Here is a 12,631-nt window from a genome sequence, read left to right on the forward strand (position 1 = left end):
CAGTGCATGTCAGTGGCTCTCGTCACGAGAATGTCAGTGGCCGTGGAGAGAGCTCCGCTGGGATGTCAGGGCGGTGAACTGGGGTTTCTATCCCACGGCAGTGGGCTTCGACTCGATGTCGGTAGGGGCCCGGTGCGACCAGGCTGAACGGGCGGGATCAGGACGCGGCGTCGGGGAAGATCCCGGGAAAGTTGAGGATGCCGGTCCGGCGGAGCCAGCCGTCGCGCCAGGGGTGCAGGGCCGGGAGCATCAGCCCGCAGTTGCGGGCGGTGCGGTGCAGTCTGCCGGCCCTCCCGATCGCGTCGGCGAACAGCCGGTCAGCAGGAACGGCGCGGGTTTCCTGGAAGACGACGGCGGCGTGCAGCAGAGGCCTCGCCGCCGCTGGGCCCGCGCCTTGCGGGCGCGGGCCTGCTGCACCCGGGCACGGGTCTGCGGCGGGGCGGCATCGGCGAGGACCGCGGTGCCCAGATGCACACCGGTGCCGGCGTCGAACACCTCGATCTCGCCGGTGTGGTGCGGCATGTACCGGATCCGCACCTGCGTCCCGACCAGTCCGACCATCCAGTCCGCGATGTAGTGGCGGCCGCGGCCGAACGCGACGCCCTTGGTGGTGATCGTGCGGTGGCGGCGGTCGTCGTCGAGGGTGAACATCCACAGTCGGGTCTCGTCGGCGTCGTGGATCGGGGTCGGATCGTCGGACCAGGACTGCAGCGGGGACCGGTCACCGAGGTCGGTGAGGATGTGTTCGGTGTTCCACCACCGCACCCAGCTCAGCACCTCGGCGGTGAACGCCTCGAACGACAGCGGCGGCTGGTCGGGATCGACCGGGCCGCCGCTGACGCGGGTCTGCCGGTGGGTGTAGCGCGGCAGGCCCGCGAACAGCATCCTCTCGGCCGCACCGTTGATCGTCTCCACCGTGCCCTTCAGGTGCGCCCCGTAGGCGGGCAGATCGTCCACCCGCACCGCCAACGCGCCCAGCGCGTCGGCGACGGTGCGGGACAGAAAGTCCTTGCCCCGGTCGATGCGCACCACCGCGGGCAGGCCCCCGGCCGGCCCGTACGGCTCCCGCCGCATCACCGCCGCCCGCAACGCCGCCAGCACACTCTCCCGGTTCGGCGTCCGCGGCGTCACCGCCACCCCGAGGATCACGTCGTGGGCGGCATCGACGAACCACGTCACCCACGGCTTGACCAGCCGCCCGTCCGCCTCGACCTGGACCGGCGCCTCGACGTGGTCGGCCTCCCACGCCGCGTTCCGGTGCGACGGGGGCCGCTGCAAGAACACGTCGAACCGCCGGCGTGCCCGCTCCCCGGCGCGCAGCCCGGCACGATCGCCCGCGCTGATATCGGCCGCCACCGCCCGATACAACGCGGACTTGCTCGGCGCCGGCGCGCCACCCACCTTCTCGGCCGCCAGCAACTCCCGGTGCAGCGCCATCACATTGCCGCGCCAGTACGCCAGCCGGACCCGCAGGCCGTCATCGAGCCGGAACCGGCGCCGCGGCACCGGCCCGATCCCGGCCCGGCGCGCCGCCAACCACCGCCACACCGTCCGCTCAGCGACGGCCAACGTCTGCGCGCTCAACCGGACATGATCGCTCGTCAGCTCACCACGCTCATCCAAGGCGGCCAGCCGGTCCGCCGCAGCCTGCCGCAGCGCCCGCGCGCTCGCATCGACCACCAGCCGACCTCCCCAACACCGTGCTGGGTACTCGAACATACGTATTCGATCACGAAGAAGGCGGCACTGACATCGAAACGGGAATCGCTACTGACATCCCGCTGGGAAGTCTCACGGACCAGCGAGGTCGAGGTCAGGTACGTGCAGGACACCGGTGCTCCTGTCGCGACGACGATCGCTGCGGCGGATCCGCGACGACGATCGCTGCGGCGGATCCGCGGCGGATGATCCGGGGGCGGCCGGTGCGGCGGGTGCGCAGTCACCGGCGTCGGCGGCACAATGCGGGGATGTTCTGGTCGGCCACCAACGGTGGTCATGTCCTCTACGAGAGCCGGTTGGAGTTGGATCGGTTGTGGCTGGCCGATTTCCGAGTCGATAGGGACGGTCGTGCAACCTTCAACCACAGTTACGGCACTCGGTGTCGAAAGTCGAGCCTAGAGGTTGTGGAGTCGGTGTGCTGCTCCGTGATCGCCCACAACGACATGCTGGCGATAGACGCACTGCGCAGATTCTCCGCACGCGGCCTCCGGGTTCGGTTCGACGTCAGCGGGATCGGCGTCGACGACATCTTCGGGGCCGACTTCTGCACCCCGCCGCTCACGACGCCGTCCGGACCCTCGATGCGATCGGGCGCCCTGTGGTGGAGTCGGTGCGGGCGGCGCTGCAGCGAGCCAGCCAGACCTCGACCCCCCAACTCAGGGCATCGGAACAGTTGGTGATCGGAAGTTCCACCGGTCCGGCGCTCGGTGCGGACCGCCACCCATGAGCTGCATCCGTGTCGGTGTCAACGAGGACGTCGGCCGGTTCGATGGTGTTGTCACGTCACCACTGCGGGGCCGGGGACCGGCCTGCGCATCCCCGGCTACGCCGTATCGTTCCGAAACAGACATGTCAACAAATTTGGTGGACAAGCGCGACTACTTATGAACCATGTTTCGTTGCAGCAGGTTTGAACAGAACGCCGGGTCGAGCGCGATGTCATGGCGCCGGTGCCGCACTTCGTGCAGGAACACAAGTTCAGGTCCGGGGCCGCGCCAGTCGATCAATCCGGCAGCGTCGGCGGCAGCGAACAGTGCCGGGGCTGCGCCGGCACTGCCGCCTGGACCGGTGCATGTGCGCTCGCCCCGCGCAGGAATCCAGTGTCCGCGTTCATGGGCAACCTCATGGCAGGGACGGCCGACGGGGTCGAGGAACCGAGCCACCGAGGCCACCAGCCGCTACAGCGCTTTTCTGTTGGAAGCTTCCTTTCGGTAGCTGACCACCTTCGACCGCTTCCTCGCGGGGGCACACGTTGTGCGCCAGCTGCAGATGACGAGGCGCCCGTCTATCGGTGAGTCAGCTCTGGTTCGGGCACCGCCGGCCAGTACCGCCGTGGATTCGGTGATGACCCGGAAGGCGAATCCGTTGAAGTCTCGCACCAGCACCGCGCCTACGGCGGCAGACCTCAGCCCGGAGCACTCGATCTGATGATCGCCGCCACCGCGCCCGCGAACAACGCCAAACTTGTCACCCGCAACGCCGACAATCTTTGCGGCATCGATCACCTGCTGGTGTCGATGCTCTGCGACGCCGGTGCGTCGATCGGTTCTGTAGCTGTGATCAGATGCGGTTCGCCGTACCTCGCTTGTGCACTCGGTGCGCCCAGTCATCATTCCCGTCGGTGAGATCTTTCTTCCGCCGACGCGCAGAGGCGCCACCCCGTCGGCGGACAGGTCGAGCCGACCGAGGGGCACTGCCGGTTGTCGACCGACCTCGTTACATGTAACATTGCCGCATGGCAAGCACACGAGAGCGGGTGCGCGAGCATCGCCGGCGTTTGCGCGCGCAGGGCCTCAGGCCTGTTCAGATCTGGGTGCCCGATGTACGGGCTCCGGAGTTTGTCGCGGAAGCTCACCGCCAGTCGGCTGCCGTCGCGGCGAGCGAGCACGAAGCCGAGGATCAGGCATTCGTTGATGCCATCTCGGTCGATTGGGACGAGGCGGAGCCCGGCGAGTGAGGCGGGGCGAGATCTATATCGCTGCGGCGCGTGGTGCCTACACCGGCAAGCCGAGACCCGTGGTCATCGTCCAGGACGATCGGTTCGATTCCACCGCTTCGGTGACTGTGTGCCCGCTGACGACCAATCCGGTCGAGGCGCCACTGGTCCGGATCGCCGTGGAGCCGACCGCCGGCACCGGGATCGAGAAGCCGAGTCAGATCATGGTCGACAAGGTCACGACGATGCCGCGGGCAAATGTGCGCGACCGCCTCGGCCGACTCGCCGATGCCGATCTGGTGCGGCTGGACCGCGCTCTTGTGGTATTTCTCGGGCTTGCCGATTGAACCGACTCGCTCGGCGGCGCAAGGTCGCCAGCGGATCCCTATCGACACACCTCGGCCCTGATCTGTCGAAGCGCCACCCGGTTAGCAGAGCTCGCGGCGCTGTGCGGAGTGCCCGGTCCAGCCCCGGAATGCAGCAAGCGGGTGCCCCACGGGCGGACCGGCCCGTTCACAGAGCCGGGAACAAGCCCTACCGGGAAGCGCGCACGCAACCGCACGGGATGACTATCGTTTTCCGTGCCTCGACCACCAGGAGCGTCACGCGAGATGAGCGCCATCGACAGGCTGCCCGCCGGCCTCACCATGCTGATCGACGCGACCCGAACAGGACAGGTCCCGGGCGGTGAGGTGGTTCGTGCCTCGCAGAACTACCCCCACTGGGCCGGCTCGGCCGAGGGCCTGCACGCGGCTCTGGCGCTGACCACCCGCATCGACACCACCCCGACGCGCTGATCGCAGCCCTCGACGACGCCCGAGACCGCGCCACCGAAGACGCCCGGACCCTCACCGGGGCGGCTCGAATCGCGGGGCGGCGCTACGACGACACACACCTGCGTAATACCGGCACTCCCGAACCGCAGATCTGGGCAGCCGTCGGCCGCGCCAACGCGCTCACCCGCGCCGTCGACGTCGCCCGCGGCGCACTGTCCCAGCAACGCAGGAGCGACGGAACCGCCGTCGTGCGGCCGATTCCTGCCGGTTCTTCGGCGGTCGTCCCGCGCCCTCGTCGATGCGCAGCCCGAGCCCGTCTCCGCACCGTGGACCGACAAGGCCGCGGTGAAAGCGCACCTGTCGGAGCTGGTCGGGCGGGTCCACACCCAGCACGAGCGCATCACGGTCGCCGGGCACGGCCAGCCTTCGGCTGTGCTCATCGCCCCTAGGGACCTCGAGTCCCTCGAGGAGACGATTGCGATCCTGTCCGACCCCGACACGCCCGGGCGACTCGCGGCGGATCCTCGGGCGGCACGACCCTCAACGACGCGTAGTGGAGCGGGTGACTTTCCGGTCGGCCGGTCGAACCGGGTGCAGGGGTGGGCCGGCGACCACGGTGTTGTGGATCGTGCCGATGCCTTCCACGGTCATGGTGACCGTGTCCCCGATTCGCAGGGGCGGGGGTCGTCGATCTCCGTGCCATCCCCACAGTTCGGCGAGACAGCCACCACCGCAGGTTCCGGAGCCGAGCACGTCACCGGGCCGCACCCACGTGCCGCGACTGGCGTAGGAAATCAACTCGGCGAAGGTCCACGCCATGCTCGCCAGGGTGTCACCGCCGATGCGGATGTCGTTGACGAAGACCTCCATGGCGAGGTCGAAACGACCCTCGACCTCGTAGTCGACGAACTCGTCCACACTGACCAGCACCGGCCCGAGGGTGGTGGCGGTGTCCTTGCCTTTCGCCGGTCCCAGACCCACCCGCATTTCACGACCCTGCAGATCCCGGGCCGACCAGTCGTTGAGGATGGTGAACCCGGCCACGTGATCGAACGCCTCGTCCACGGACAGGTTGTAGCCGGCCTTGCCGATCACGACCGCGACTTCCAGCTCGAAGTCGAGCATTTCGCAGCCGGGTGGCATCGGCACCGGTGTGCCCGAGCCGATCGCGGCGTGCGGGTTGGTGAAGTAGAACGCGGGGGCGTCGTACCAGTCCTCCGGGATCTCGTCGGCGCCGGTGACCGCGCGCAGTGAGCCGAGGGTGTGTTGCTCGAAGGTGATGAAGTCCCGGATGCTGGCGACCGGCACCGGCACGGCCAGTTCGGCGGCCGGATCCCAGGGCACCCGGTGACCGGTCAACGCCGGGTTGGGGTTTCCGGCGGCGAGCACGTCGAAGACATCGGCGGACTCCGGTAGCAGAGTGATGCGGTGGTTGTCGACGACGCCGTAGCGCTGGACTCCGTCGACCTGTAGGGACCCGATTCTCATGCCTGCTCCTCGTCGAAGATCGCGACGGCGCGGGTCCATCCGGCCGAGGCCTGATGGATCTTCACCGGGAAACACGCCACCTGAAACCCCGAGGACGGGATCGTGTCGAGATGGCCGAGTTTCTCGAGGTGGCAGTAGCCGATCTCCCGTCCGGCTCGGTGGCCTTCCCAGATGATGCTGGGATCGTGGTCGGCCGCATAACGGCGGGCGGTGTGCAGGAAAGGTGCATCCCAGCTCCAGGCGTCGGTGCCGGTCACCCGCACGCCCTGACGGAGCAGGTGCAGTGTCGCCTCCCGTCCCATGCCGCACCCGCTGTTCACGAAGTCGTCGTGGCCGTAGCGGGCGCCGGCGCGGGTGTTGACCAGGACGATGTCGAACGGGGCGAGGGTGAAGCCGATGCGGTCCAGTTCGCAGTCGATGTCGTCGGCAGTCACGACGTAACCGTCGCCGAAGTGCCGGAAATCGAGTTTGACGCCGCGTCCGAAGCACCAGTCGAGCGGGACCTCGTCGATGGTGAGGGCGCGCTGGCCGCCGTCCATGGTGGATGCGTAGTGGTAGGGGGCGTCGAGGTGGGTGCCGTTGTGGGTGGACAGGCGCACTCGTTCGATGGCCCACCCTTCCCTGTCGGGGAGGTCCTCGGCCCGGGCGCCGGGGAAGAACCGCAGCAGGTCGCCGCGCGTGTGTTCGTGGTCGAAGTAGTCGATCTCGGGTAGATGACCGGGCGGGTCGGAGGCGATACCTGCCTGCAACGACACGGACAGGTCGACGATTCGTCGCATAGAAATTCCTAATAGACTGGGAAGCAACATAATTGGATGCATTGGTCTGCGTCGGGCCCCGTCAGGACCCGGCCGGCCGGGCACGTACCGAGCCGGTGCTACTGAGCCGTGATCGGTATGACCGGCAGGAGCAGGGAGGTGCGGGCGTCGGGACCGGTGTGCACGGTGGTGATGCCGTCGAAGATCCCGGTGGGGCGGTCATCCGGGTCGTCGTGGACGAAGACCCCGTTGCCGCGTTGCTCGATGCCGTAGATCACCGGCCACGGACCGTCGCCGGGCATCTGGAAGTCGCGGCCCGACAGGGTGACCCCGAGCCGGTAGCCGGGCGGGACGACGAGGGAGGTGGGCCAGATCTCGACGTCGAGGTCGACGGCCTCGCCAGGGGTGAGGGGCAGGGTGCGGGTGTGCGGATGCCACGGCTGGTGGGGCAGGCTGCGCGCCTCGTCGAGTTCGCGGTGGGAGGCCCGCAGCCAGCCCACCGCGAGCACACCGTGTTCGTCGATGGCGGAGACCAGCGAGACCTCGTTTCCGTCGGGGTCTCGCACGCGGAGGGTGACGAACAGGTCGGCATCGGTGGTGGAGGACGCGAGTCGGACCCGGGCCGAGGCCGGTCCGGTGATCTCCAGCGGCTCGGTCAGCGGTTCGGTCCAGAAGTCCACCCCCGGTCCCAGCGCCGGGAACTCGATCGTTCGCTCGGCGGCGGGTGCGGTCGTGCTCAACGACCCGGACGCGGCGTCGAGATGGAACCGTGTCCACCGGGTCCGGGCCAGCGGCCACTCGTGTTCGTCGCGGCCCTCGAAGGATCCGTCGAGGTGGCGCACGTTCAGCCGCACCGGCGGCTGGTGCTCCCAGCCCGTGGCCTCGTCCTTGAGGAAGTGGCCGAAGAACCGCTTCTGCAGATCGACACCGTAGTCGGTGTAGAACTCGGCGTAGTGCTCGTGCCCGTGCACTTCGAGCCACTTCTGCGGGGACGACACCTTGGCGTAGCCGTCGAAATTGCCGCGGGTGTGCAGGTGGTGCGCCCAGTTCGCCGCCGACAGCACCGGCACGTCGATGCGGGTCAGGTCCGGGGTGCGGGCCCGACTGAATTCGTCGACCAACTCTCGGCGCTTGCCTTCGGCGATCGTCTCGACTCGGTTCGCAGCGAGTTCGTCCTCCGACAGTGTCGGGGGTCCGGCGACGAGTTCGCCATTGTTGGGATTGCGCCGGCCCCGCTCACCCACCCCGTGTTGCACAGTGAAGATCTGGTGGTCCTGCCAGGCCTGCCCGAACCGGCTCAAGATGCCGCCGTGCCGGTTCAGGTCCCGGTAGAAGTCGGTGAACCCCTCCCACGGGCAGATCGCCGTCAGGTGCGGCGGCCGCAGCGCCGCCACCAGCCACTGGTTGGCGGCATAATACGAGATCCCGAGCAGGCCGACCCGCCCGTTGGACCAGCCCTGGGTGCCGGCCCACTCGATCGCCTCGTAGTAGTCGCGGGCCTCCTGCTCGCCGAGCATGTCCAGCAGCCCGGCGGAGCGGCCGGCGCCGCGGGAGTCGACCCGGATGCAGACGTATCCGTCCGGAACCCACTTCTCCGGATCGACCGTTTCCCACACCTGATAGGCGTTGGTCGAGCCTGCCACCGCATCGGGATACGCGGTGGCCAGCCGGTGCCACATCGGGGCGAACCCCTCCTGGAACGCCAACCCCTTGCCGTACGGCCCGAGGGTCATCAGCACCGGGTACACCCCCGGGCCGGGCGGGCGGAAGACATCGGCCCGCAGCACCGCACCATCCGACATCGGAACCGGCACATCCCAGTCGATCCGCATCCCGTTCGCCGTCTCGCTGCGCTCGGTGATCCCGTCCCCGCCCTGCCCGGTCATGCCACGGTCCCGGTGACCGGCCGCTGATCGGGCGCGGCGCCCCGAACCTCGGGGTTGGTCGATCGTGGTGCACCCATCACTGCCTCCTCTAAACGCAAGTTACCTGCGTTAGCAGTATGCGCCGCGTCACACCGTAAACGCAAGAGCCTTGCGTTAAGGTGGGGTATGACCGCACCCGCGACCCGGCCACGCCCCGGCGGCAGATCCGCCCGGGTCCGCCGCGCCGTGCTCGACGCCACCCTCGATCTGCTGCACACCCACGGCATGGACGGGCTGACCGTGGCCGACGTCTCGACCCGCGCCGGCGTGCACGAAACCTCGATCTACCGCCGCTGGGGCACCCGCGAGAACCTGATGATCGACGCCCTGCTCGAGGAAGCCGAAGAACTGCTCCCGGTCCCCGACACCGGCTCCCTCCGCGAGGACCTGATCACCTACCTCACCGCCTTGACGGCCTACCTGAACACCCCCCAGGGCAACGCCTTCGATCGAGCGCTCGCCGCCGCCGGCGACGACCCGGCAGCCGGCGAAGCACGCAAGCAGTATTGGGACACTCGCTATGCGCGCTCCGGCGAGATGCTCACCCGGGCCATCGACCGCGGCGAACTGCCCGAGACCGTCGACCCCCGCCTCGCCGTGGAAATGCTCGTCGCACCACTGCATTTCAAGGTCGTGCTCACCCGCGAACCGCTCGAACCGGACTGTGCCGGACGGCTCGTCGACTCACTTCTGTACGGGCTCACCGCCACCGACAACCACAAGCCGGCCCCGCCACCCTGATCACTCCCCGAAACACAGTCGCGACGCGGCCGTCCTCGGGGAACAGAACGTCGATCGGCACGTCTCCGGACGCGGGGCGTCGACCGCGACTCCCTGAACGGCACGTCTTCTTTTCACTCGGTGCGGGGATGATCCGACGGTCGGCGGCCTCCGTCGGGACATCCCGAACGATCCGGAGCCGGGCATTCGCGGCGGTCCTCGGCGGGTCGTGACCCCCGATTCGGGCGGGTCTCACAACGATGGCGGATCCGCCCCCGGCCCGCCACTCGCCGTGAGATACCGCCACAGATCTCGAGACCCCGATATCGTGTAGGGCCTCGCTACCGGGTGGGACGCTGCGACCTGCACGTTGTTGCGTGTCTCACGGCCACAGCAAACTGTCTCAACTCCCTGGCATTTCCTCAGCGAAGCGAGACAGGCCATGCCGATGCCCGGGGCGACGGGCGATCAGGACGCCCAGGAAACCCACCTCAGGAGTGAGTTGGCAATCCCGTAGGGGACCCCGTCTCGGAGCAGGCGGCGGACGACCGGCTGCCCAAGCATTCCGGTGCCACCGGTGACGAATACGGTGGCGTTCATGACTGCTCCTCGCCGAGCGTCGTTTGCGCTTCGTCCACCCAGTCGAGCCGGACGCGGGTCGTGTGGATGCCGTGCCGGGCCGTCATCCGGCCCGGGGTCGCCGAAAGAGTGTCTATCGCCTGGAGTTTGCCCGCAGGGGCGGTCAGGTCCTCCAGCAGGAACGCCAACCGCCCGCGGTAGTCTTCAGAGGAGGCGATGAGGTCGCGCGCGTGGGAGGCGTACTCGAGCGTCGACCACACCCTCGGAGCGGGACGCTCGGCGACGTTCGGCCGTCGCAGCACGGCCTGCCAGCGTGGCACGCCGGCGCGCAAGCGTTGACCGGTCGTGGCCGGATCGTGCAGCGTGTACCCGCACTCGGGGCACCCTCCGTCGAGCACGAAGGTCCAGTCGCGAGTGTCGGGCATAAGCGGGTTCCGGCGCGGTGTCCATGGCCCCATGGTGCCGCTGTACGGGCTCTTCCGGTCCTGGAGTGCCTCGATCGCGCGGGTGAGGTTGCCGCAGTGCGGCAGTGACGGGATCCGGTGGGGGTCGGGTTGCCGAATCGGAGGGCGTGACGGGGCAGTGCTTCGAGTCGGGCGTTGATCGCCGCGGTGGGTCCGTTCGAGGCGCGGTGGTCGACGCAGGCGAGCCCGTCGGCTCTGCGTCGGTGCAGGGTGCGTCCGAGTGGGGCGAGGTCGTCGAGACCGTCCGGAACTGACCGATGGTCTTCGTTGAATAACGCACGACAACGGCTCCGTACGGTTCGGCGTTCGGGGACCAGCCGTTGGGCGGCGGCGGGGCGCGGTGTCGCCGCCATCCTGCTACCGGGTGCGCATGAGGGCAATATTCGGGCACGAGGTGCCGCTCGGCGAAGCCGAGGGCAAGCTCTCGGCGCTGGTCGACAGCGACGAAGCCACGCACGACATCATCACGATCACCCGGCACGGCAAACCGGCCGCGGTCCTGATGTCGGTCGACGATCTGGAATCACTGCAGGAAACGATCTACTGGCTGTCTCGCCCGGCACCGCCGAGTCGCTCGCGGCCGCCGACGGCGATCCTGCTCAGTGCTGACTCGCAGGGCCGGATCTTGGGGAACCGGATCGGTAGCGCCGTCCCCGTTCCGGCCTCATCACAACCGAAGCCTGGCAGGCCGAGCCCGCCACCGAGACCTCGCCTGCTGATTCACACGAGGGTCACGCAGGGGTGATCGTGGTCTTCCGGTCCACGATCACCGCGCCTGCCGGTGCTGCCGGGCGTGGGCGAGAGCCGCGGCCGCCCGCAGCACCTGCGGTGCGCGCCGGGCGGTGCGGAGCACGGCCCGGTCGAGCACGGACAGGTCGAGGGACCGGTGCGCGATCGGGGGCGGGTCCGTGATCGCGTCGGTGAGCGCGTACAGCTGCCACCGGCCGGGCACCCCGGCGAGCCGGTGCCGGCCCCGGTCGGCGAACCTCAGACCCGAGCCGGTGCCGAGGTCGCGGGCGGTGCGGGAGACCAGGATCTCGCCGGGACCGGCGGTCGCGCCGATGCGCGCCCCGATGTGCACGGTCAATCCGGTCAGCTCGGGTCCGGCGTGCTCGACGGTGCCGGTGTGGACGCCGGCCCGGATCTCGATGCCGAGGCCGCGGGCGTCGTCGCGGATCCGCGCGGCACAGCGCACGGCCGCGGCCGGGCCGTCGAAGAGGCTCAGCGTCCCGTCGCCCGTGACCTTCACGAGCCGGCCGCCGGCCTGCTCCACCTCGGCCCGGACCCGTCGTTCGTGGGCGGCGCGCAGGTCGCGGTAGGCGCCGTCACCGATACGGGCGAGCAGTTTCGTCGAGCCGACAATGTCGGTGAACAGCAGCGACGCGAGGCTGCGGTCGGCGTCGACGGGATGCTGCATCCCGGTGGCGAGTTCCTCGACGTGGTCGAGGATCGGCCGCCACGCCTCCCCGAGCGAGGCGCCGGGCAGGGCGTTCGGCAACAGGTGGAACGAACCGCGGGGGATCTGCCGCGCGACGAACTCGGCGGCGGCGCGGGGCACGGGGCTGGCGGCCGGGAGCAGCACCCGGGCCGGGCACTGGATCGACGGCAGGGCGCTGGAGTAGTCGAGCCGGAAGATCCACTCGAGGTGCGCCTGCGTCGTGGTCGGTGTCGCGGAGCAGCGTTCGAGCATCGCCATCAGCCGCCGGTTGTAGGGGTTGTCGGCGTGGTGCTCCCACATCCGGACCGAGGCCCCGGAACCCCACTCCCGGCCCACGGTCCGCCAGTTGTCGACGAACTCCGCCCGCCGCACCGGCGTCCATCCGTGCGGCTCACCGTCGCCGCCGAGGAGACGCTCGGCGAACGGCTGGACGAGGACCAGGCCGGCGACGCGGTCCGGGGCGCGGGCGGCGACGAGGCACTGCGGTCCGCAGGTGCTGGCGACGCCGACGAGGGTGGCCCGGCGCATCCCCACCTCGTCCATCACGGCCAGCACGTCGTCGGCCTGCTCCTCGAGGCTGGGCACCCGGTCCAGCGGATCGGACAGCCCGATCCCGCGGCGCTGGAAGTACACCGAGCGGCCGAAGGTGCCGTTGCGTTCGATCAGGTAGTGCAGGTGGGGGTCGGTCCACATCAGGTCCAGGTGGGTCTGGATCTCGAGGAACCACACGACGTCCACCGGGCCTTCACCCACCACCTGGTACGCGAGGCCGTGGCCGTCGCGCGGAAGATACCGGGTGACCGGTGGGTCCATCTCCTCAGGCTAGCG

At 69.3% G+C, this 12,631-nt stretch carries 12 protein-coding genes and 2 pseudogenes; 8 read left to right on the forward strand and 6 right to left on the reverse strand.

Annotation, left to right across the window (positions count from 1 at the left end):
* Window positions 1-249 precede the first annotated feature (249 nt).
* Window positions 250-1,680 (reverse strand): Mu transposase C-terminal domain-containing protein, encoded by a 1,431-nt coding sequence (locus ISO16_RS17980; RefSeq protein ID WP_170914008.1) that lies wholly within the window; start codon window positions 1,678-1,680, stop codon window positions 250-252.
* Between the two features lie 287 nt (window positions 1,681-1,967).
* On the opposite strand from ISO16_RS17980, the gene ISO16_RS29090 reads away from it, so the two are divergent.
* The 6 genes and pseudogenes from ISO16_RS29090 to ISO16_RS28745 all read left to right on the forward strand — a co-directional run.
* Entirely contained in the window at window positions 1,968-2,399 is a 432-nt protein-coding gene (locus ISO16_RS29090; RefSeq protein ID WP_083662426.1) for a substrate-binding domain-containing protein, read from the forward strand.
* A gap of 747 nt (window positions 2,400-3,146) precedes the next feature.
* Window positions 3,147-3,344: a hypothetical protein gene (locus ISO16_RS17990; RefSeq protein ID WP_195886169.1), complete on the forward strand. Its 198-nt coding sequence runs from the start codon at window positions 3,147-3,149 to the stop codon at window positions 3,342-3,344.
* A 110-nt stretch (window positions 3,345-3,454) separates the two neighbouring features.
* Window positions 3,455-3,676, forward strand: a complete 222-nt coding sequence (locus ISO16_RS17995) for an antitoxin MazE family protein (RefSeq protein ID WP_040780843.1) — start codon at window positions 3,455-3,457, stop codon at window positions 3,674-3,676.
* Window positions 3,673-4,002 (forward strand): type II toxin-antitoxin system PemK/MazF family toxin, encoded by a 330-nt coding sequence (locus ISO16_RS18000; protein ID WP_072633883.1) that lies wholly within the window; start codon window positions 3,673-3,675, stop codon window positions 4,000-4,002. Before ISO16_RS17995 ends, ISO16_RS18000 begins: the two co-directional genes overlap by 4 nt.
* Window positions 4,003-4,266: 264 nt before the next feature.
* Window positions 4,267-4,452: a hypothetical protein gene (locus ISO16_RS18005; protein ID WP_072633884.1), complete on the forward strand. Its 186-nt coding sequence runs from the start codon at window positions 4,267-4,269 to the stop codon at window positions 4,450-4,452.
* A gap of 324 nt (window positions 4,453-4,776) precedes the next feature.
* Window positions 4,777-4,935 (forward strand): annotated as a pseudogene (locus ISO16_RS28745) (type II toxin-antitoxin system Phd/YefM family antitoxin); the annotation flags it as partial.
* Between the two features lie 36 nt (window positions 4,936-4,971).
* Here the strand turns inward: ISO16_RS28745 and ISO16_RS18015 are convergent.
* The 3 genes from ISO16_RS18015 to ISO16_RS18025 all read right to left on the reverse strand — a co-directional run bounded on the left by ISO16_RS18015 (window position 4,972) and on the right by ISO16_RS18025 (window position 8,563).
* Window positions 4,972-5,919, reverse strand: a complete 948-nt coding sequence (locus ISO16_RS18015) for a fumarylacetoacetate hydrolase family protein (protein WP_072633885.1) — start codon at window positions 5,917-5,919, stop codon at window positions 4,972-4,974.
* Window positions 5,916-6,698, reverse strand: coding sequence for a cyclase family protein (locus tag ISO16_RS18020; RefSeq protein ID WP_072633886.1), 783 nt, complete (start codon window positions 6,696-6,698; stop codon window positions 5,916-5,918). Before ISO16_RS18020 ends, ISO16_RS18015 begins: the two co-directional genes overlap by 4 nt.
* Before the next feature lie 98 nt (window positions 6,699-6,796).
* Window positions 6,797-8,563: a CocE/NonD family hydrolase gene (locus ISO16_RS18025; RefSeq protein ID WP_072633887.1), complete on the reverse strand. Its 1,767-nt coding sequence runs from the start codon at window positions 8,561-8,563 to the stop codon at window positions 6,797-6,799.
* A 165-nt stretch (window positions 8,564-8,728) separates the two neighbouring features.
* Here ISO16_RS18025 and ISO16_RS18030 point away from each other — a divergent pair, with 165 nt between their 5' ends.
* Window positions 8,729-9,343, forward strand: a complete 615-nt coding sequence (locus ISO16_RS18030) for a TetR/AcrR family transcriptional regulator (protein WP_072633888.1) — start codon at window positions 8,729-8,731, stop codon at window positions 9,341-9,343.
* A gap of 575 nt (window positions 9,344-9,918) precedes the next feature.
* On the opposite strand, the gene ISO16_RS28750 is transcribed toward ISO16_RS18030, so the two are convergent.
* Complete coding sequence (locus ISO16_RS28750; RefSeq protein WP_230304383.1) at window positions 9,919-10,326, reverse strand: hypothetical protein; 408 nt, start codon at window positions 10,324-10,326, stop codon at window positions 9,919-9,921.
* A 409-nt stretch (window positions 10,327-10,735) separates the two neighbouring features.
* Here ISO16_RS28750 and ISO16_RS18045 point away from each other — a divergent pair.
* Window positions 10,736-10,974: pseudogene (locus ISO16_RS18045) on the forward strand (type II toxin-antitoxin system Phd/YefM family antitoxin).
* A gap of 157 nt (window positions 10,975-11,131) precedes the next feature.
* Here the strand turns inward: ISO16_RS18045 and ISO16_RS18050 are convergent.
* A complete protein-coding gene (locus ISO16_RS18050; RefSeq protein WP_072633889.1) occupies window positions 11,132-12,616 on the reverse strand; it encodes an adenylate/guanylate cyclase domain-containing protein in 1,485 nt (494 codons plus the stop codon).
* Window positions 12,617-12,631 lie beyond the last annotated feature (15 nt).

It is taken from the genome of Rhodococcus sp. M8 (assembly GCF_015654185.1).
Taxonomy (GTDB): domain Bacteria; phylum Actinomycetota; class Actinomycetes; order Mycobacteriales; family Mycobacteriaceae; genus Rhodococcus; species Rhodococcus aetherivorans.